Annotated in this window: 16 protein-coding genes and 3 pseudogenes; 10 read left to right on the top strand and 9 right to left on the bottom strand. The window is 59.0% G+C overall.

Annotation, left to right across the window (positions count from 1 at the left end; translation table 11 throughout):
• Both ORS3428_RS25825 and ORS3428_RS25820 read right to left on the bottom strand, forming a co-directional pair.
• Nucleotides 1-603: ABC transporter permease (locus ORS3428_RS25825; RefSeq protein WP_131802953.1), on the bottom strand; the 603-nt coding region annotated here is incomplete at its 3' end.
• Nucleotides 588-1,721: an ABC transporter substrate-binding protein gene (locus tag ORS3428_RS25820; protein ID WP_157895992.1), complete on the bottom strand. Its 1,134-nt coding sequence runs from the start codon at nucleotides 1,719-1,721 to the stop codon at nucleotides 588-590. The genes ORS3428_RS25825 and ORS3428_RS25820, both read right to left, overlap by 16 nt.
• A 237-nt stretch (nucleotides 1,722-1,958) precedes the next feature.
• Between ORS3428_RS25820 and ORS3428_RS25815 the strand changes: the two genes are divergently transcribed.
• A complete protein-coding gene (locus ORS3428_RS25815; RefSeq protein ID WP_071101113.1) occupies nucleotides 1,959-2,213 on the top strand; it encodes a DUF768 domain-containing protein in 255 nt (84 codons plus the stop codon).
• Nucleotides 2,214-2,245: 32 nt separating this feature from the next.
• Here the strand turns inward: ORS3428_RS25815 and ORS3428_RS25810 are convergent.
• The 5 genes and pseudogenes from ORS3428_RS25810 to ORS3428_RS25785 form a co-directional block, all read right to left on the bottom strand.
• Nucleotides 2,246-3,329 (bottom strand): annotated as a pseudogene (locus ORS3428_RS25810) (DmpA family aminopeptidase).
• Nucleotides 3,330-3,336: 7 nt separating this feature from the next.
• Nucleotides 3,337-3,567 (bottom strand): annotated as a pseudogene (locus tag ORS3428_RS25805) (exodeoxyribonuclease VII large subunit); the annotation flags it as partial.
• A gap of 113 nt (nucleotides 3,568-3,680) precedes the next feature.
• Entirely contained in the window at nucleotides 3,681-4,820 is a 1,140-nt protein-coding gene (locus tag ORS3428_RS25800; protein ID WP_083355289.1) for an ABC transporter substrate-binding protein, read from the bottom strand.
• A gap of 447 nt (nucleotides 4,821-5,267) precedes the next feature.
• Nucleotides 5,268-6,314, bottom strand: coding sequence for an amidohydrolase family protein (locus tag ORS3428_RS25790; RefSeq protein ID WP_071101109.1), 1,047 nt, complete (start codon nucleotides 6,312-6,314; stop codon nucleotides 5,268-5,270).
• Between the two features lie 61 nt (nucleotides 6,315-6,375).
• The gene (locus ORS3428_RS25785) at nucleotides 6,376-7,725 is read right to left on the bottom strand and encodes a M20 family metallopeptidase (protein ID WP_244508098.1); all 1,350 of its coding nucleotides are present in this window, start codon (nucleotides 7,723-7,725) and stop codon (nucleotides 6,376-6,378) included.
• A gap of 245 nt (nucleotides 7,726-7,970) precedes the next feature.
• Between ORS3428_RS25785 and ORS3428_RS25780 the strand changes: the two genes are divergently transcribed.
• Nucleotides 7,971-8,699 (top strand): SDR family oxidoreductase, encoded by a 729-nt coding sequence (locus ORS3428_RS25780; RefSeq protein WP_071101107.1) that lies wholly within the window; start codon nucleotides 7,971-7,973, stop codon nucleotides 8,697-8,699.
• 180 nt (nucleotides 8,700-8,879) lie between these two features.
• Nucleotides 8,880-9,590: a hypothetical protein gene (locus ORS3428_RS33590; protein ID WP_071101106.1), complete on the top strand. Its 711-nt coding sequence runs from the start codon at nucleotides 8,880-8,882 to the stop codon at nucleotides 9,588-9,590.
• 270 nt (nucleotides 9,591-9,860) lie between these two features.
• Here ORS3428_RS33590 and ORS3428_RS25770 read toward each other — a convergent pair whose 3' ends face one another.
• The gene (locus ORS3428_RS25770) at nucleotides 9,861-10,343 is read right to left on the bottom strand and encodes an Lrp/AsnC family transcriptional regulator (RefSeq protein ID WP_071101105.1); all 483 of its coding nucleotides are present in this window, start codon (nucleotides 10,341-10,343) and stop codon (nucleotides 9,861-9,863) included.
• 495 nt (nucleotides 10,344-10,838) lie between these two features.
• Between ORS3428_RS25770 and ORS3428_RS25765 the strand changes: the two genes are divergently transcribed.
• The 3 genes from ORS3428_RS25765 (at nucleotide 10,839) to ORS3428_RS25755 (ending at nucleotide 15,048) form a co-directional block, all read left to right on the top strand.
• Complete coding sequence (locus ORS3428_RS25765; RefSeq protein WP_172833732.1) at nucleotides 10,839-12,530, top strand: thiamine pyrophosphate-binding protein; 1,692 nt, start codon at nucleotides 10,839-10,841, stop codon at nucleotides 12,528-12,530.
• Nucleotides 12,481-13,320: an SDR family NAD(P)-dependent oxidoreductase gene (locus ORS3428_RS25760; RefSeq protein WP_338011960.1), complete on the top strand. Its 840-nt coding sequence runs from the start codon at nucleotides 12,481-12,483 to the stop codon at nucleotides 13,318-13,320. The genes ORS3428_RS25765 and ORS3428_RS25760 overlap by 50 nt, the downstream gene beginning before the upstream one ends.
• 453 nt (nucleotides 13,321-13,773) lie before the next feature.
• Nucleotides 13,774-15,048 (top strand): MFS transporter, encoded by a 1,275-nt coding sequence (locus ORS3428_RS25755; protein WP_071101104.1) that lies wholly within the window; start codon nucleotides 13,774-13,776, stop codon nucleotides 15,046-15,048.
• 190 nt (nucleotides 15,049-15,238) lie between these two features.
• Here ORS3428_RS25755 and ORS3428_RS25750 read toward each other — a convergent pair.
• A pseudogene (locus ORS3428_RS25750) lies at nucleotides 15,239-15,700 on the bottom strand (Lrp/AsnC family transcriptional regulator); the annotation flags it as partial.
• A gap of 249 nt (nucleotides 15,701-15,949) precedes the next feature.
• On the opposite strand from ORS3428_RS25750, the gene ORS3428_RS25745 reads away from it, so the two are divergent.
• The 4 genes from ORS3428_RS25745 (at nucleotide 15,950) to nadC (ending at nucleotide 20,567) form a co-directional block, all read left to right on the top strand.
• Nucleotides 15,950-16,708, top strand: a complete 759-nt coding sequence (locus ORS3428_RS25745; protein WP_071101102.1) for an IclR family transcriptional regulator domain-containing protein — start codon at nucleotides 15,950-15,952, stop codon at nucleotides 16,706-16,708.
• Nucleotides 16,709-17,180: 472 nt separating this feature from the next.
• Nucleotides 17,181-18,155 (top strand): quinolinate synthase NadA, encoded by a 975-nt coding sequence (gene nadA / locus ORS3428_RS25740; RefSeq protein ID WP_071101115.1) that lies wholly within the window; start codon nucleotides 17,181-17,183, stop codon nucleotides 18,153-18,155.
• Nucleotides 18,152-19,690: an L-aspartate oxidase gene (locus tag ORS3428_RS25735; protein ID WP_071101101.1), complete on the top strand. Its 1,539-nt coding sequence runs from the start codon at nucleotides 18,152-18,154 to the stop codon at nucleotides 19,688-19,690. The genes nadA and ORS3428_RS25735 overlap by 4 nt, the downstream gene beginning before the upstream one ends.
• Nucleotide 19,691: 1 nt before the next feature.
• Nucleotides 19,692-20,567 (top strand): carboxylating nicotinate-nucleotide diphosphorylase, encoded by an 876-nt coding sequence (nadC, locus tag ORS3428_RS25730; RefSeq protein ID WP_071101100.1) that lies wholly within the window; start codon nucleotides 19,692-19,694, stop codon nucleotides 20,565-20,567.
• Nucleotides 20,568-20,618 lie beyond the last annotated feature (51 nt).

The raw sequence follows: 20,618 nt of genomic DNA, 5'->3' as shown, positions 1-20,618 counted from the left end.
ACCGTTCGCCCTCGCGGCGCGCAGTAGTTTTTTGTCGATGCCGGWCATAACCGTAAACATCGGCAGAATCATTAGCGGCAGGACAATGTGGGTCATGCCAATGAGAAYGCCGACCCGGTTGTACAGCATCGCAAGCGGTTGCGAGGTCAAGCCAAGCTGTAGGAAGAGCTCATTAACGACACCATTCCGTCCAAGCAGAACGACCCACGCGAAGGTCCGAGCCAGAACGCTTGTGAAGTACGGTAGCACCACCGCAATCAGCAGGAAAGTACGCAACACAGGCCCGCCCATAGTCAGAGCGTAGGCAATGGGATACCCAAGCACGAAAGCGAGAGCAGTTACCGTTACGCTGATCTCTAGCGTGTTGCGCAACACAATGAAGTAAACAGGACTGTCGCCGATCCGCAGATAATTTTCCAACGACCAGCTTGGCATCCCGAACGAGAGTAGAAGCAGCCCGGCCAGCGGAACAATAAAGAGAACGGCAAGGAAAAGACTTCCAGGCAGCAGGAGCCAAGCCCATCTGGTAGGCCTAGCGGTCGGTGAAGCCTGCGAGACCGTTGGCTCACCGCCAGGAGCGGYTGAGATCACTGTGCCCGCCATGCCAGCCAACGCTCCTGAACGTGTTCCGCATTAGTCTTACCGTCCGGGCGCTTGGACCCAAGCCAGGCATCATCCTGGACGACAACCTGGGATGCATTCTCCGGTTCGATGCTAAGCAACGGYACGAGGTCAGTGGGCAAATGCTGCAGCTGATTGACGTTTGGCCCCGTGAGGTTTGTGGCCAATGTGAAGCCGGCCGCATTTTGGGCCCGGTTCAAGAATGCGACCAACTTTTGTGCATTTTCGTTGTTGGGCCCACCTTTGAGCACCGCCCAATAGACGTAGACCAGATTTGCACCACTCCAGACCATGYGGATCGGCGCCCCTTGGCGAATGGCTGATACTGCTCGACCGTCATAGCAACTCGTCATGGCGAATTCGCCGTTGAGCAATGATTGGATGGGCTCTCCTCCCGCCTTCCACCATTTGGCGACGTGAGGCTTGATCTCGTCCAGCTTCTTGAGCGCTCTATCGATTTTGGYGTCGGTCAGCGGCCATCGTTCTGAATTGGGTACCCCGTCCGCGGCGAGTGCCAGCACCATATGCCTAGCCACCGAACTCAGCCCACGTGGTCCCGGGAACCCGTCGACGTTCCAGAAGTCGGCCCAGTTCTTTGGCCCACCCTTCGGGAAACTGCGCTCATCGTAAGCGAGCAGGGTTGTCGATCCAAATGCCACCACCGCGTCTTCACGACGGGAAGCATCGGGCACACCCTTAAGAGCCTCTTCGTCCCACAGACCGTAATCTATAGGCATAAACGTGCCGCTTTCATGCAGGCTGGGGTAGTTTTGTCCGTCGATCAAGACAAGGTCCCAATCGATGCGCCCAGCGCTGGTCATCGTCCTCACCTGAGGCTCGGCAATGTCCGCGACAACGTCGATCACATCGATGCCCGTCGCCTTCGTGAAAGGGTCGTAAACGCGTTCGCGAATGGCCTTCGTATACGATCCRCCATAGCTGAAGACGACGACTTCGCCACTGCCCGYAAGCTTCTCCTGCGCCCACGCTCTCGTAGCCTTGGCAACGAACGGGATACTCAGCAGCGCGGCCGACGATTGTAGGAGTGTCCGCCGGCTCAGGCCATGATCTAAAATGTTGTAAGGACCCTGTTTTTTCAACGGTTCCTCTCCTCGCTGTTCCATCCCTAGGCAGTCCACTATAGCCCCTGTTAACGCTTCAAAATTCAAATATCCGGCGCGAAGCGAAAAAAACCTGCAAGAAATCAGCGTATCGCGACGAATCTGGGCTAGAGCGGGAAAGCGTCTCCAGCGGTCCTTTCATACAGCCTGGCTTGGATTTGCATTAACACGCCAAACAGTTTCGCTGCTGATCGGCRCCGCCAGGGAAGAAGCAGTATGAGTGAACATGCGATCGAGTTCTTGCGCGGATGGATTGGCGAGAAAGTCCAATGCTCRCATTCGCCGATCGAGATCGACCAGCAGGCCGAGTCTCTCGCCAAGGAGTGCTACGCCAAGGCTGCCGAGGCAGGCATTCTGCTTGAGGACATTCAGGAAGGGGTCGGCGACATCCAGGAAGCGATCGCGTCCCGCCTCGAGGAAGCCGCCGAAGAGGGCACCAGCGAAGCAAGGCCCGACAAGCCGGCGGAGTGAAAGCCCGTCCCTGCGCGGGTGGGCGGCATCTCTTAGCCGAACATCTGCTTCAGCCATTCCTTCGGCAGCGCCGGCACGAAATTGCCGTCGCGTCCCGTCATATCCTCACACCTTGCACGACCGCATCGAAGAACGGGTCGATGTCGACGTTCAGGATGAACTCGACATGTCCGGTCCGACCTGACGCAGCCAGCGCGGCCTCCGGATTGRCAGTCGAGAAGGCGAGAAAGATGTCGCCCGAGCTGTGATAGCCATAGCCGCCGGTCATGGCGATGCCGAGCGGCACGCGCCTGGCGAGCCGCTTCATCTGGTGCGGCAGGAACGGCGCGTCGGTGGCGACGACAGCGATGATCGAACCCTTTTCGGCGCGTGCCGTCGCCTCGCGGATTGCCGGGTCGACAAGCTCCTGCCCGATACGCCGGCCACGAATAGTGAAATTGCGCCGCTGGCCGAAATTCGCCTGCACGAACACGCCCAGCGTGTAGCGCCTGTCCTGCCATTCGACAATCGCGAGGCGGTGCCGGATCCGGCCTTGAAGCCGAAGGTGATCATCCCGGTGCCGCCGCCGACACTGCCTTCCTCGATGGCGCCGCCGGTAGCATTGTCGAGCGCCGCCGCGACATGCTCGACGCTGACATGATGGCCGTTGATGTCGTTGAGGAAGCCGTCATAGGTTTCGGCCGCCACCGGCAGGCCCCAGCCCGTGTCGAGCGCGGCCGGCAGCACCTTGTGCATCCATCGTAAGGTAGCGTCGCGGGTGACGCCGCAGGAATGCGTGTTGGTGATGGTGACCGGAAAGTTGAAGGCGCCAGTCTCCTCGATGATATGCGTGCCCGTGAGCTCGCCATTGCCGTTCTGGCTGAACACGCCGGCGAAGACCGGCGTTGCGAGTTCTTGGACCAGCCTCGGCAGGATCGCGGTGACGCCGGTGCGGACCGGGCCGATGCCGACTTTCAGCGGACCGTCGCCGGAAATCAGCGTCGTATAGCCCACCGACACGCCTGGAACGTYGGTGATGGCGTTGAAACGGCCTGGCGTGCCGTCGAGCGCGATGCCGAAGGAGCGCAGGCGCGGCTTGCCGGAAGGCGTGCGAAGATGCGGATCGTGGCTGCTCATGCGGTCCTCAGAACAACGAGCCCTGATTGCCCGGCTCCTTGGCTTTGGCGGGCGGCTTCGCGGCTAGCTTCGGCCGCGCGCCGCCGCTGGTGGCGATGGCCTCGGCAGTGCCGTCGGCGAATTCCAGCTGCAGCGCCGCGCCCGGCGCCACGTCTTCGACCCGCTTGATGACGGCGCCGTCGGCATCCTTGACCAGCGCGAAGCCCTGCGCCAGCACGGCTTTGTGCGACAGCGTCGAGGCAGCCGGCCGCCTAGTGCCTCATCTTCCCACAGACCGTAGTCGACGGGCAGAAACGTGCGGCTGCCATGCATGCTGGGTAAATTTGACCTCCGGCATCTGGTTGCGCGGCCTCATTGTGTCTTCCACGCGAGAAAGCGCTCCTCGAGATGGTCGGAATTGGTTTTTCCGTCAGAGCGCCTTTTCGCGAGCCACTCCCAGTCCTGAGTTACCGCCACAGCAGCATTGTGCGGGTTTAYACTGAGCAAGGGCGCCAGATCTGGCGGGAGATGTTTTAGCTGGTTCGTATTGGCTCCAGGCCAACCCGTACCCAATGTCCATTCGGCTGCGACTTGAGCGCGGTTCAAAAAAGCGACAAACTTCTGCGCATTCAGGGTGTTTGGCCCACCGTGCAAGATAGCGCCGAAAGTTTGCACCAGACAGGACCCTTCATAGATCATTTTGAAAGGCGCCCCCGTTTGGATCGCTTGAATGACGCGGTTGTTGTGGGCGGCCGTCATGGCGTACTCCCCGCGCAGGAGCAATTGCGGCGCCTCTCCGCCGCCTACCCACCATTTGACCACTTGGGCCTTGATCTCGTTGAGCTTCTTCAATGCTCGATCGATCTGCTTATCATCAAGTGGCCAGACATCCTTTGGAGAAACCCCGTCCGCTAGCAGGGCAAACTGGAGGTTATAAACGCCCAGACCACCCATTAGTCCACGCGGTCCTGGGAACTTTCCGACATCCCAAAAATCAGTCCAGCCCTTCGGCGCACGATCTCCGAATATCCGCTGGTCGTAGGTGAGCACCTCCGCCGTGATGCCGACCACGAACGCGTCTTTAAGGCGAGAACCCGATGGAGTTCCTTCGATGGATTCCCGATCCCAAAGACTGTAGTCGATCGGCTCAAACATCCCTGCCTCGRCCATCTCCGGGAAGTTGCTGGCCTCGACGAACGCTATATCCCAGTCGAACCGCCCAGCTTGATGCATCGCCTTGACCTGAGGTTCGGCAAAATCGGCTACGACGTCAACCACGTCTATACCGGTAGCTTTGGTGAACGGACCGAAGACATGCTTTCGAGCCGCTTCGCTAAAAGTGCCACCATAGCTGAAGACTACTACTTCGCCAGTGCCGGCAAGGTTTTCTTTCGCCCAACCTCTTGTAGCGGTGGAGACAAATGGAACGCTTAATAGGCCAGCGGCTGACTGAAGAAGTGACCGTCGGCTTAGGCCCCGATTAGATCGGCTGGTTACATCGTGCTTTTTCAAACATTCCTCCCCTCGTTAATGCGCTTACATTTGCGCCAACAAAGCACCATTCTACCCACTACGAAGGCGTGAAAATCCATTTTTGGCTGCGAATTGAGGTCAAAACTGCGCGGATCCAACTCGGTGCGAAGGTTTCCACCGTTTTGGTCCCGCCTCGGCGGAATGGTGTAAATCGTGTCTATCGGGCCGTCATTCAGGCGCCATCCWTGATCGACTACAGACCAGGCGATGCCGCGTCCGCATCGCTACAATGTCCGAGACAGGMGCGCGCAGCGTGCTCAAATCACACTACGTCGTCGGGGAGAGAGACGACGGGGTGTTCCGAGAGTGCCAAGTTTGCGATTGCGAGCGGGCGGCCGTCATGTTCCCGATGTTGATCTCCCGGTTCGGGAACTAAGGCTACTTTTTCCAGCGCCGCTCAATTCAGGAAGACCTCCCAATCCCTACCTACTCGATCTCAAGCCGGTAAAAGCGAGCGGCAGTGGCGAAGAAGAGCTCATGCTTTTCAGTTTCCGAGTAAGRCTCGGCCAAGCGCTTAAAGACGTTCCACAACGTCGCATAGCTACATGTCAGGACATCGACCGGAAAATTGCTTTCAAACATCGCGCGCGAAGGCGAGAACGCCTCGATGCAGACTTCGATATAAGGCCGCCATTCTTCAGCAAGCTGAGCCGAGGATGAAGCTGGCCTGGCCATGAAAGAGGGAAACGCTGAGTAGGGCATACCCAAGCCGCCGAGCTTGACATACACGTTCTGACATTTGGCCAGCGTTTCGATGTGAGAGCGCCAAACAGGGAAGCGGTCCTCACGCTTGCCATGATAGGCGCCGATGCCAAGGGGTGTGCCGACATGGTCGAGGCAAACCATCGTGTCCGGGAAAGCGCGTGAGAGGTCGATCAGATCTGGAAGCTGTGGCTCGTAGAGCCAAGCGTCGAAGACGAGATTGAGGGGACCAAGGTGACGAAATCCGGCACGGAACTGATCGTCCCGATACAATCCTGCCGGCTTTTGCCAGGATGGCTCCATCACCTGTGGATCGGCGTCGTACGCTGCGCTCTGCCGGATGCCTCGAAATCTTCCGGCRCTCGCGGCCATATGAGCTTCAAGGACGCTTTCTGAGCGAGGACCCGTGAGATCGGCATAACCGATAATTCCAGCGCAAAGCTGCCGTTCGCCAAAAGCTCCGCTGGCAGCCATAGCGGCGACGCCGTTGACAAACTCGGTTTCGCCGATCGGCGCAGTTTCCCTTGGGCCTTGTTGCCGATACATCGAACCACATTCCACGTGCACCGTAGCGCGAACATTGTGACCGCTGTCCAAATCAGCGAGCAGGTCCTCAGCCAGATAACGCGGCGTCCGGCGCAAAACATTGTCGTAGGAATATTGCGAAACTGGCGTCCGCGGTACGCACCTGCGCCAATYCCACAAGTGATGGTGTGGATCGATTATCGGCCGACCTGGATCGAGGATTGGTTCGTTCTCGAGAACGCTCATCGTTTCCTTCGGAGTCTAAGTTAGCCTCTGGGGGCAGGAGCTTCTCGAGCTGCGGATTCGTTCAGGCAGCGCTGCTCAGCAGATCCAAGATGTATCTAACAGTCAGCTGGGCAGCAGGAATGACGACGCCATCCGAAACTCCGAATGTCGGCGTATGCAAATGTGACTGGTTTTGTGGCTCGCGGCTGCCTATCCAGAAATAAATCGAAGGTACGCAGGCAGCATAGAAGCCGAAGTCATCGCTCCCTGAGGTCTCCTTCCTTCCATTGTAAAGACCCTCGCTGCCGGCCGTGTCACAGACGATTTGCCGGAACCGCTTTACCATTTCGGCHTCGTTCACAACGGGGGGTTCTCCGGTACGAATGCTGCATTCAGCGTGACCGCGGTGGACTGTGGCCACGCCTTCGGCGACTTCGCGCACACGTTGGCATAGTTGTTCACGGCGCTCCGGGCTTCGAGTTCTGATCGTTCCCTGCATCTCCACCGAAGGGCAAATGATGTTGGTCGCTTCACCACCGCGGATGGTGCCAATGGTAATGACCGCTCCATCGTCGGCCGGCATTTCGCGGGACACCACTTTCTGCACCTCGTTGACGAAAGCGGCAGCGATAGCAATCGCGTCTATACCTTTGTGGGGCGAGGCGCCGTGCGCCATTTTCCCGGTAATTGTGAGCTTGAACTGGTCCGCAGACTTGCCTACCGCGCCTTCCCGCGCACCAAACATGCCTGCGGGTATCTCGGGAGTGACGTGGAAACCCACAGCCTGCTCGAAACCGGCCAATAGCTTTTCGTTTTGCACAGTTCGTCCACCGAGCGGCTCCGACTCCTCGGCCGGCTGGAAGAAGACGCGCACTTTGCCAGCGAAGTTGTCCCGCATTCTATGAAGAGCAAGTGCAGTGCCGAGCGCGATGGAGGCATGCACGTCGTGTCCACAGGCATGCATCACCCCGCTGACCCGGGACTTGTAGGGGAGGTCTTCACGAGTCTYATGGATCGGCAAAGCATCAATGTCGCCCCGCACGGCTATCGACCGGCGCACCCCGGAGGCCTTGCCCCCTTCGATGTCGATATAGAGCCCAGTGTTGTGGAATACAGCAGGTGCATTCAGACCAAACTGCTCGAGGATGCCACGGATGCGCTCCTGGGTCTTCCATTCAGCATTGGAAAGTTCAGGTTCACAATGCATAGCATGCCGCAGCTCGATGACGGCAGCGCACTCATCATTTGAAAGCACACTGTTACTCGATCTGCTCATCGACAAAATCTCTCCATCGGCTGTTCTGACGAACGAGCTTACCGCGTCTTGAGGCCGAGTATCGCGAACGTTTTCCGGAAACTGTCCTAAAATGAAGTGCGCACGGCACATTGCCGCAGGATTCCACCACAAGGCATAGCAACCGAACCATTCCACCTATTGGGATCGCCTCAATGACCTCGCGAGGTTCGGCTTGGCGCGATGCCCGCTTCGCGCCGACTTGAGCCGACAACCGGCGCGCATATCTATCTGCGCGCAGAATTTACGCGCCCCAGCGCATTAGTTCGCCGCCCCAACGTGTGGCCTCGATTGTTACTATTTGCTTGGGATGCAACTGCAGCTCAGCCTAGGGCGCAGGGCTCGACGTCCTACATGACGCAACAATCTCGGGATGTCGATAGATGACGACAGTATTGATTAYGGGTGCCAATCGAGGGCTCGGCCTTGCTTTGGCGCGGCAGTACGCGGCTAGTGGAGCCGAAGTCATCGGCTGCTGCCGTGATCCGGAAGGTGCTGAGGCGCTAAAGGATCTCGTGGCGGCGTCTGGCACCCGAGTAAGAGCCATGCCACTCGACGTGAGCGACGAACGGTCGATTGCGTCGCTAAAGCACGCGCTAGGTGATCAACCCATCGATATCCTGATCAACAATGCGGGCATCAATGGGACACCTAAGGACCAGACCCCCGAGCGCATAGACCCGGAGGGTTGGATCAACACGCTACGCATCAATGCGTTGGCGCCAGTTCTCATCGCTCAGGCATTTCGAGACAATCTTTTGCGCGGGCGACAAAAAAAATTGGTGGCCATCAGTAGCGATTTCGGATCTGTCAGCATCGATTGGCCGCACACAACCAACGCGCGCGAGAGATATGCATACCGCGCGTCGAAGGCAGCTCTAAACAGCGGGATGCGTGCGCTTTCTCGGGACTGGGCRAACGACGGCATTCTGGTTGGCCTGCTTAATCCCGGGTTTGTCCGAACGGACATGACGGGGGCAAGAGGGGCCGCGTCTCCCGCCTCAATCTCCGCAGAAGACAGTGCACGCGGACTGATCTCCAGGATAGCGGAGCTTACGCCGGCGACCAGCGGGTGCTTCCAGGACTACCAAGGCAGGACGATCCCTTGGTAATCGAACTTCTCACTTCTACCGCCGCAAGGTTGGCAGTTGGCACCGAAGTGCCCCGGGACGTGGTAAGTGTCGTTCGGCCACAATCACTCCGGCAATGYGGCGATCACGTCGTGGCTGCCGAATGCAGAAGCGCAAGTCAGTATAGTCGATCGTGCGTTAGGCACATTGCAGGTTCGTCTCATGGAAAACAATACCCAGCCATTTCTTGGCATCCTTGACCTTGAATGCGGGTTGGCACCCGGCGCCACTCGCCCGCCGCCGCGTCCGAGCTCTATCTTGAACCCGGCCTCCTACAACATGCCGGTAGTTTTAGAAACCGTTCCCGGCGCCTGGGCAGAAGTTGTCATCCGGGGCGATTCTCAACTCGAGGCGGCCTTCGTTGCCGCTGCCAGAAGGCTAGCCGAGCGAGGCGCTGCGGTAATAACCGCTAATTGCGGCTTTTCTGTTCGGCATCAGGCAGCAGTTTCCGCCTCAGTGAATGTTCCCGTGATAACCTCGAGTCTGCTTCTGCTGCCGGCTTTGCTTCGACAACTGCCTGGGAACGCCAAGATAGCAGTCCTCACTGCGGACTCCACACGGTTAACGGAGGATCTGCTTGGCGTCGAGGATCCCGAACAGCGATCGCGGATCGTCATTGGGGGCKTCGAGGGCGGACTGATGTGGCAAAACGAAATGAAACGGCCGCCTGAGCAAACTGCTGTCTCGGTTATTGAGGCGGAGGTGATCGAGTGTTTCCGGGGCCTTCGAGCCCRCAATCCCGAAATCGCAGCTATTCTTCTCGAATGCACTGCTTTTCCATTGGTCGCGTCGGCAGTCCGACGGACTACCAATTTGCCTGTCTACGACATCACGACCCTTTGCCGAATGACAATTGCCGCTGTTTCCCAATAGTATCGGTGAAAGCCGTAAAGAACCGACGGCGCAACCTGCTCCGTGACRGTCTCTCACCAATCTGGGCTGCATTGCCGGATTTGATCTTTGCCGCCGATGTCGTTTTGTCAGGTCGCATCTGACACACGAGGCAGCGGCGTTAGCGGTCCTGGTGCCATCAGAGCGGGYAGCTCGCGCCGCCCAATCGGATACTAAGCCTTGAGCATCATCAACTTCGAACACCCGAGCAGTTCGGATATTCTGTTCTGGGAAGAAGCAGACCGGAGATCTTTAGTCCTCGCTACCAACAGTCGCCACTATTGGAAGGACGAAACTGCTCTTGACACGATCCATCACCACGAGGGTCTTGAACCCTCTTATGTCCGGATTTTGGTAAAAGAAACGGCGAGTGAATTCTTCATAATCATCCATGTCCTTCGCGGTGATGACCAGAATGAAGTCCGCTTCGCCGGTCACATAATAACCGCTCATAATCTCGGGGGCTGCACGAATTGCCTGTCTGAAACGATCAACGATGTCGCTACGCTCGCGCTCTAGCGATATCGAAACGATCATTGAGATCGGCCGACCAACCGCTTTGGGCGACACGATCGAGACATCAGCAACGATCACCCCGGCAGAACRCAGCCGCTTAACGCGCCTTTGCACTGCAGTCGGCGACAGATTCACGGCCTCACTGAGTTGATCAGATGTAAGCCGGTTATCCCTCTGCAGCGCCGTCAATATCTGCGCATCAATATTGTCTATTTCCACGCTTAATTCCTGCGTAAAAGCATTAATTCGCGCCTAAATTCGCACTTACTTATAGAATTTACCAAGTTCCCTGCCCTGTGACAAGCACTACGCGACGCGACTTTCGTAACACCTGGCAATGCCAGCCCACTGAACGGCCGGCTGGTAGTTAGACTACGTTTAAGCATCACTCGGCCGGCGCACGCTTGAAACAACAACATCAATGCAATGCGGTTCTGCYACAGCATGCTTCGCCAATGGTCCACCCTTTGGCGTCCCGCATCTCGTCCTCAGAATCTGAGGCGCTCGATACAGAAACGGAAACTAGTTGATGCAACCACAAACCGGCGCAGGCTTCCTCCCCTGTTTTGGCCGGTACAACGCGGATTTCGGCTTGTTACCAGTTGAGAAAGGAGAAATTCGGCGTGGGTGCACGTTATGCTGCTTGCACTTGAGATCGAYGCAGTGGTGCTCGYGACGAGACGTCGGCGCCCGATGCGCAGTGGAGAGGTTCCAATGGGGAATACGGGTCAGACAAACTACATGACAGGGGCAAGCTGGCTTGCAAAATCGCTCTCAGCACGCGGCATCGACCACGTCTTCTTTATTGATGCTATACTTCGCCGTTCGCTGGTCGAGATGGAACATGAAGGAATCCGCCGTGTCTTAGTGCACAGTGAGAAGGCGGCAGCCTACATGGCAGATGGATACGCCAGAATTCGAGGGCGGCCAGGAATCTGTTTCTCACAATCAGTGGGGGCAGCCAACCTGGCTGCAGGCATGYAGGATGCCTTTCTTGCGCAGGCTCCGGTAATCGCTTTCACCGGGCGCAAAGCGCTCAATTATCAGCATCGCAACTCATATCAGGAGGTTTCACATCCACCCCTCTTCGAGGCGGTCACCAAGGCGAGTATGGATGTAAATGATGCCCCCGAACTGCCGCGGCTTCTAGCTCAAGCCTGGAGAACCGCGCTCACTGGAACGCCGGGCCCTGTTCATCTCGACGTTGCCGGCCACACGGGCGAAATCCTCGAGAAGGGAGAGCTTTCCGCCGAGATCGCCGCAGGAATCCCGGAGCGCCAGTTGCCGATACATCGTCCACTGGCTGAAGAAGGCGAAATCCTTGCCGCGCTTGGAAGACTCAAAGGGTCCGCTCGCCTGGCAATCGTCGCTGGAACCGGGGCAATGCAATCTGGTGYGGGCCCGGAAATTCTGCGTATCGCGGAGCTTTTTCTAGCGCCGGTGGCGACGTCGCTGGGCGCGCGAGGCATTATTCCGACTCGTCATCCGCTTTCAATCGGAACCGTGGGCAACTACTCAGCTCCCCCGGCAAATCAGATAGTTTCCGAGGCAGATGTGGTTTTCTACATCGGCTGTCGCACCGGAGATCAGGTGACACTTGACTGGCGCGTGCCAGGCCTGAAGACGCAGATCGTACAGCTAGATGCCGACCCTGTGGAAATCGGACGCAGCTATCCCGACACCATAGGAATATGCGGCGATCCGAAGCACACCTTGGCGCGGCTAGTGGATCTGGTCGCGGGGAGCGAGCCTCGGGATGAGCGTTATGCCAGGCGGGCCGCAGATCTTGTTGCGCAATGGCGGCAGGCGTTCAATACCCGCRCCGCTTCTGCCGGCGGCCCTATCCCGGTCGAGGCGATCTGTGCCGCGATTACCGACACGCTTCCAGAAACTGGCATTGTTGTTGCAGATACCGGTTTTTCGTCGATCTGGACCTGCACAGGGATCGAACTTAACGGCACTGGGCAGACCTATCTTCGCGCAGCAGGCTCGCTTGGCTGGGCTTTCCCAGCCGCCCTTGGCGCGCAGTGTGCGGACCCTCGTCGTCGCGTCGTTTGTTTTTCCGGCGACGGAGGACTTTACTATCACCTGCCCGAACTCGAAACGGCGAAGCGCTACAACATACCACTCGTTGTTGTCGTGAACAACAACAGCGGTTTTGGCCAAAGTATCCAGAACATCCGCAACATCCAGGGCGATACTCCTGGGACGCCCGAAGAGCTGGGTCTTTTTGGGCCGCTCGATTTCGCTGAACTCGCTCGGCAGTTCGGTGTCGAGGGGCACAGAATAGAGCGTTCAGAAGACCTCAGACCGGCGCTAAACAAGGCATTCCTTGGAACAAGCCCGGTGGTTTTGGATGTCATCACGGATATCGAGCCGCGCGCGCCCGTCGGCTGGAAACCGTGAAAAAGGGGTAAGCGGCCAAATGCGACACGCGGTGATCAATTACTCCTTGGAGGGCAAATGTGCCCTTGTGACGGGCGGAGCGTCCGGCATAGGCCTTGCTACTGTCGAACGGCTGGCTCGGTCCGGGTGCCGAGTGGTGTTAAATCATTTGCCGGGGGATCCGCTAGGACCGGATCAGGCGGAGCGGCTGCGCCGTGAAGGATGCCATGTGGAATCACTTGCACATTCGATTGGCGACCAGCACGAAAATGCGCTTGCAGAGCAAGCTGCAGGAGCGCTCGGCAGGTTGGACCTGCTTGTCAACAATGCGGGAACGCCGGGGGGGCGCCGGGCGCTCAACCCCGCTGATCTCGAAGCAATCAGCGACRACATGTGGACAGCCGTACTCGATGTCAATCTGGTTGGTTTGTTCCGACTGACGAGGGCGGCGGCGCCTTATCTCCGTCAAAGTGGAGGCGCGGTGGTGAATCTTGCGTCCGTATCAGCGCTATCCGCGCGCGGATCCAGCATGGCATATGCTGCCAGCAAGGCAGGAGTCGTAACCTTGACCCGCCACTTGGCGGTTTCGCTAGCTCCCGAGATTCGCGTGAATGCGGTCGCGCCGGGAGCGGTAGACAGCAGCTGGCAGATTGAATGGACCGAAGAGCAGCGCAGGGCTTCGATTGACCGCACACCTTTGCGACGTCGCTGCACGCCCGAAGACATTGCAGAAACCATAGCATACCTGGGTTTTGGCGCGCCTATGATCACCGGACAGACGGTCATCATCGACGGCGGCCTTATTCTTTAGGGGCCGGATCTCATAGTGTGGCTCTGATGTCTTGATGGCGCGGGAGCACCGCCCAGCCTCTTCATCCCCTCCTGGCGACCTACCCATTCAAGGAGATCCCGATGACAGCCCCCGATTTTGAGTTGGCGAAAAAGGCCGCGGGCGAGCTCCCGGATGCCTCGATATCGGACCTGATAAGCAACGTCTTAGCGTGTTTTCATCCGTCCACCGGGATAGGCCGATGGGTTGCTAAACTAGTTGGGGCAGATCCCGGCGGTCATTGCATTGGGCAACAATCAGACTCAGTCCAAGGATCTGACACCAAGTGCCAGATGCAGCCATTGGCGCCTGTTGCATGCTTTKGGCTCAATTTCCGGTCAAAGCGCCGAGCTTCTGCGACCACCCGCGTTCGTTCACGACAATAGGTAGGACTGGGGTAAAACCAGCCGTCGATTCCCTTAGCAAGAACGTCACATGCCCCCTAGGCTTTCTGGCCGCGCATTCGCCATCATCTTCTCCCTTTCTATGGCCACAGCGATGGGTAATACGGGGTTGCAGTCCGTGCTACCCTCAATCGGCCGCTCGATGGGCATTGCCGACCCGATGGTGGCTGCCATCTTCTCGCTTTCCTCTCTCTTGTGGGCAGTGTCTTCGCCTTTTTGGGCTCGTCAATCAGATCGGCGGGGCCGGAAGCCGCTTATGATAATCGGCCTCGCTGGATTTGCCGTTTCGATGACGCTATGTGGACTTGTGGTAAGCGCCGGTCTCGCCCAGCTCGCAGCGCCCATAGTTATCTTCGGACTTTTCTTAGTCTCTCGGGCAATTTTTGGCCTCTTTGGCGCCGCCACCAGCCCGGCCGTCCAAGCCTATGTGGCCGAGCGCACCTCTTCGGCGGACCGCACGCGGTGGATATCGAATCTCGCCGGGGCGTTCAGCCTTGGCACGGTAATTGGTCCGGTGATCGCGCCGCTTTTCATCGTCGGCGTCGTTGGGTTCGCAGGACCGCTGTATGCGTTTGGCCTAATCGCGACGGCGATGCTTCTAATCGCCGCGCGCTTCCTAGATGAGGCTCCGATCTCGTCGCTGACGCCGCTGGCCCGGATTGACGATAGGGTCCATACGCCGCTGTGGCGTACTCCTAATCTCTCTCCCTTTATTGCTTATGGCTTCTTGCTATTGGCCTGCCAGAACGCGCAGGCACAAACACTTGGCTTCCTGATAATCGATAAGACACATGAGGCGTGGCCTGCGCTTCAACCGCCAGCTCTGCTGCAGCTCGCGCAAGGCCATATCGAAGTCGCGATGGTCGGTGGGGCGGCGGCGAGCCTAGTTGCGTTCTGGGCTTTTATCCCCATGTTCCGCATGAGGCCTAGATCCCTTTTGCGATGGGGCGCAGGACTGGCTGCACTCGGCAACGTCCTGGTCRCCCTCTCGGCAGACTACATCACGGCCACCGCCGGCTTCGCCCTCTCTAGTCTGGGATTCGCCTTGGCTCGGCCCGGCTTCACAGCGGGCGCCTCGCTTTCCGTATCGATGAGAGACCAAGCCCGGGCGGCCGGAGCTATCGGGACGGTTAACGGCGTGAACGTACTGTTCGCTCCGTTAGCGGTGGTCCTCTACAAGATGCACGCTGCCAGTCCGTTTCTTTTGGCGTCCGTTATGCTTGCAGGCTTGCTCGCCTATTCGTACCTCAGCCCAGCTCTGCGCGATGTCGGCGGTTCCGTCAGACAAAGCAAAGAAGCCACTTAGGTGCGGTCATTGAGTTCATGCCGATTGCCTCAACGAGTGGAGATCGTGCCCCCTCGAGGCGTGAGGCCGCCGTCCTCCACTTGCGCACTTCCAAATCGACTGGGCGCGAGCGGCACGTGGGAGCCAAGCCGTGCACGGCCAAATAACGGATTGCAGCGTGACCCGTTCTYCAGGCGGCTTCRAAATCGGCGACTTCGATAGGAACCGAAAAACCATTCTTGACGCGGTCCATTATCACCATGGTCTTAAAGCACTTGATATCCGGGTTTTCGAGGAAGAAGCGCCGCGTGAACTCCTCATAGTCGTCCATGCTCTTAGAGGTGATCACAAGCACGAAGTCCGTTTCTCCAGTCACATAATAGCCAGTCATGATCTCGGGCGTGGTCCGGATTGAGCGCTTGAAGCGGTCAATAATTTGGACGCACTCGCGCTCCAATGTTACCGAGACGAGCGTTGTGATCGGGCGACCTACCGCTTTAGGCGATACAATAGAGACGTCGCCCACAATCACACCTCCAGAGCGCAGTCGCTTTAGGCGCCGCTGTACGGCTGTGGGCGAGAGGTGCGCAATCTCGCTCAGTTGGTCGGATGTCAGCCGATTGTCTATTTGCAGGGCCGCTAATATACGGCCATCAATGCGGTCGATTTGCAAGACGAATGTCTCCCACTCTTAATCTTCATTGCGCAGGCGTGGCCGACCAGCTGCCGACACACCGCCACCCACAAGCGAGCATAGGCCTCGTAACGCAGGCGAAGACATCACTGAAGATGCCCTGCCCCAGGTCGGTACCGTCGACTCCTTCCTGTGTTTCGAGACGAGTCTTAGCGCTGAATTACTGCACCGCGAAGCGTTTTTGTGCGCATATTGACATTTGTTCAAATCGCGTAACCTACTGTGCGGATGGTAAACAGGACCGACTTCATTGCATCCCTTGGTAAGGGTCTGAAGGTAATCGAAGCATTCCGCGACGAATATCCTCAGCTCACCATAACCGACGTTGCCGAGATGACGGGGCTGGACCGCGCCACGGCGCGCCGATGTCTCCTGACACTACACCAGCTCGGCTACGCTGATTTCGACGGAAAGTTCTTCGCGCTTACGCCTCGGATTTTGCGCCTTGGAACAGGGGCGTTAGCTGCGATGCCGCTTGTTCGGTTGGTACAGCCCTGGCTTGATCAGCTTTCCATCCAAATCGATCAATCCGTCTCTGTCTGCGTGCTCGACGACACTGAGATTGTGTATRTTGCACACACAACACAGCGCCGGGTTATGTCGATCGGAATGATGCCCGGCTCGCGYCTTCCCGCTCATTGCACAGCTATGGGGCGGGTACTGCTCGCAGCGTTACCGGAAGGCGAGGCTCGGGCTCGGCTTCAAGCGTCTGATCTTAGCCCTCGCACAGCACGAAGCATCACCGATGCGGAAGAAATCATGGGTTGCATCGCCAAGGTACGAATAGATGGCTATTCGCTCGTTGATCAGGAATTGGAAATTGGACTGCGGGYAATTGCTGTGCCGGTATACAACGCCMGTGGCCGGATTGTCGCTGCACTAAGCACCGGCGTTGCAGCCGTCCAAACTCAACCTGAAGAACTTATCACCCACTTTCTTCCAGCACTGTTCAAGACTCAAGAAGGCCTACGGCGTATCCTGAGATGATCGCGACGATGCGACCCCGCGCTATTGGTCTACCGGCCTAGAATGGCGTGGTCTCAAGGACAGCCTTCCTCAAGATGTGTGTCCGAAATTCAAGTTGACTAAGGAGGCTTCCAGATCTGGAATGAGGCGCCTAACCCTCCAAACTGCGGAAGCAGCCCACAAGTCTTCTGCCATGCCGCGTTTGTCGCCCAACAAACCGGGGGCAACGCATCTGCCTGACCAGTTTTTGCACACGCGGCGTCCGCGCGCAGCCTGCTTTTTCGCGAAGAGTACATTCCTGTTCAGCCCATTCGAAGGCGTCGTAAGACAGCAGAGGCTCCAGGAGTTGGTGCCGAGGCGTTAGGCGTGCCCAACTGGAACGAAAGATTCCAAATTTTGCAGTATTACTGCGCCCCCTGCACAATCTTCGCGCTCCTTGGTGGCCCGCCCCGCTTATACACCCTCGTTGTCGAGGYAAAAATCGGAGGCGCTGATGATTGGTGCTGTACCTACGGCCGCGTCCCTGTATCAGCGCGTCCGGCGGGTGATCCCGCCGATCGAGTGGCCGGCCTTTGCCGATGACATCGACGCTATCGTGGCGCTGAAGCGTGAGCGCAATGCCGTCATCCTCGCGCACAACTATCAGACGCCAGAAATCTTCCACTGTGTTGCCGACATAGTCGGCGACAGTCTGGCGCTTGCCCGCAAGGCAATGATGGTCGACGCGGACGTGATCGTCGTCGCAGGCGTGCATTTCATGGCCGAGACCGCAAAGCTCCTCAATCCCGACAAGACCGTGCTCATTCCGGACCTTGGCGCCRGCTGTTCGCTGGCTGAGTCGATCACCGCTGAGGACGTGCGGTTGATGCRCCATCGCTACCCTGGCGTCCCGGTGATCACCTACGTCAACACCTCTGCCGCCGTGAAAGCCGAGTCCGACATCTGCTGCACCTCGGGCAATGCGCTTGCGGTGGTGAAGTCGCTCAACGCGCCACGCGTCATCATGCTGCCCGACGAATATCTGGCAAAAAACATCGCAGCGCAGACAAAGGTCGAGATCATTGCCTGGAAAGGCCGCTGCGAAGTCCACGAGCGCTTCACAGCCGTCGACATACGCGAGCTTCGGGAGGCGCATCCGGGCGTGACCGTGCTCGCCCATCCCGAGTGCCCGCCGGAGGTCGTTGCGGAAGCGGATTTCGCCGGCTCGACGGCAGCGATGTCCGACTACGTCGGGCAGCATAAACCGGCACGCGTCGTGCTGATGACGGAGTGCTCGATGAGCGACAATGTCGCGGTCGAGCATCCGGACGTGGATTTCGTGCGTCCTTGCAACCTTTGCCCGCACATGAAGCGCATCACACTCGCCAATATCCGCAGCGCGCTCGAGGAGAACCGTCATATCGTCACGATCGATCCGCGTGTCGCCGAGCGCGCCCGCTGGGCCGTCGAACGCATGCTCTTCGTATGACGACGCACGTCCATGACATTGGCGGGGCGCCGGTCATCATCGGCGCTGGCCTCGCCGGACTGATGACGGCACTGCATCTGGCGCCACAACCAGTAGTCCTCCTCTCCAGGACTCCACTTGGAACAGATGCCTCGAGCACACTCGCGCAGGGTGGGCTTGCGGCAAGCTTGGGCGAGGACGACAGYCCTGACCTGCACCTTGGCGATACGCTTGCCGCCGGCGATGGGCTTTGCGACGAACAAATGGCCAGGCGAGTGGTCGAGGCTGTGCCTGAAGCTGTCGTGAACCTCATTCGTCTTGGTGCACCCTTCGACCGCGCTTTGGATGGAAAACTGCGGCTCGGGCTGGAGGCAGCCCATTCACGGCGCCGGATTGTTCATGCCGCTGACGCCACAGGCCATCAGTTGTTTCATGCGCTGCTTGCCGTGGCGCGGCGCACCCGTTCGATTACAATCATGGAAGGTATAACAGCCCTCCGCCTGGCGGTCGCCGAGGGCTGCACCGTTGGCGTGCTGGCTGTGCTTGACAGCGGCGTCTTCGCCTTGCCCACCCGCCGCGTGGTGTTGGCGACCGGCGGCATTGGTGGCCTGTTTTGCGACACGACCAACCCGCTTTCTTCGTTTGGCCACGGGCTGGCGCTGGCCGCCTGTGCCGGCGCAGAGCTCGCCGACCTCGAATTTGTGCAATTCCATCCGACGGCGCTCGACACGGAGCGCAGGCCAATGCCGCTGATAAGCGAAGCCGTGCGGGGCGAAGGCGCCGTGCTGGTCGACGAACATGGTCACCGCTTCCTTGCCGCGACCCCTGGCGCTGAATTTGCATCGCGTGACGTGGTTGCACGGGCGATCGCTGATCAGCTCGCCGCCGGGCGGCGTGTGTATTTGGATGCCCGGCAATCCTTGGGCCGCAAATTCGCGCAACGTTTCCCGTCAATCGACGCTGCTTGCAAGCAGGCCGGCATTGATCCGGCCGCCAAGCCTATCCCCGTGCGTCCGGCGGCGCACTACCACATGGGCGGCGTGGCCGTCGACGCCGACGGGCGCAGTTCCGTCTCGGGCCTGTGGGCGTGCGGCGAAGTGGCTCACACGGGACTGCACGGCGCTAACCGACTCGCCAGCAACTCGCTGGCCGAAGCCGTTACAACAGCGGCCTGGGTGGCGGCAAGCGTGGCCGGCACCACCGCCGGCTGGCAGTGGCCCAGGCTTCCCGCAACCGTGTCTGTGCGACCCGACCCTTCACCTGTCCGCCAACTTGTCTCGAATGCGCTCGGCATCTTTCGCAATGGCAAAGCGCTTGGCGAGGCGATCACCACCCTTCTGCCGATCGCGGTCGGCGAGACAGCCGCGGCCGACCCGGCTTTGGTGGCGTTGTTGATCGCGATCGCGGCATTTCGGCGCGAGGAGAGCCGCGGCTCGCACTACCGATCCGATTTTCCTTGTCGCGACGCAGCCGCCCTGCCCTCGCGACTGACGCTTTGCACTGCCTTTGAGAATGCCGTTGCGCTCAACTGGCAGAGATCCGAGCGGAGTTGCTGATATGAGTTCCCTTGCACCGCTCCCCCAGATCATCATGGAACCGATCGTGCGCGGTGCTCTGCTGGAAGATTTGGGCAGAGCCGGCGACATCACCAGCGATGCCATTATCCCCGCCGATTGCAATGYGACGCTGGCGTTGAAAGCCCGGCAGGCCGGCATTGTCGCCGGGCTCGATCTGGTGATGTTTGCCTTTCTGCTCGTCGATCCTGGGGTCAGTATGCAGTTGCGCTGTCCGGAGGGCGGCAAGGTTTCGGCCGGAGAGACTATCGCGGTCGTAAGCGGGCCAGCGCGCAGCCTGCTGACAGCCGAGCGGACGGCGCTCAATTTTCTCTGCAAGCTGAGCGGCATCGCAACGGCAACAGCCTCGCTGGTCAACGCGGTGAGGGGCTATAACGCAAAGATCGTGTGCACAAGAAAGACAACGCCTGGCCTGCGTGTCCTGGAAAAATATGCCGTGCGCGCCGGTGGCGGCGCCAACCACCGCTTCGCGCTCGACGATGCCGTGCTCATTAAGGACAATCACATCGCCATTGCCGGTGACATCCGCACCGCGATCGAGCGGGCGCGTGGCGCCATAGGTCACATGGTCAAGATCGAGGTCGAGGTCGACACGCTGGATCAGCTTGAGATGGCGCTGCAGGCGAGCGTCGACGCCGTTCTCCTCGACAACATGTCGCTCGAGGACCTTGCCCAGGCTGTGGCGATGGTCGGTGGCCGCGCGATCACTGAGGCATCGGGCCGGATCACGCGAGCGAGCGCCCCAGCAATTGCGGCAACCGGCGTCGATCTCATCTCGGTCGGCTGGCTCACCCATAGCGCTCCCATTCTCGACATTGGCCTGGATATGCCCGCGAACCGGAATTGCCGCAGGCATTGAACTGAGGGACAGCACATGACCCGGGACCGCAGGAACTCCTTTGGCCGCAGA

It is taken from the genome of Mesorhizobium sp. ORS 3428, assembly GCF_001854785.1.
Taxonomy (GTDB): Bacteria; Pseudomonadota; Alphaproteobacteria; order Rhizobiales; family Rhizobiaceae; genus Mesorhizobium.
This window is presented reverse-complemented; position numbering and strand designations above follow the sequence as displayed.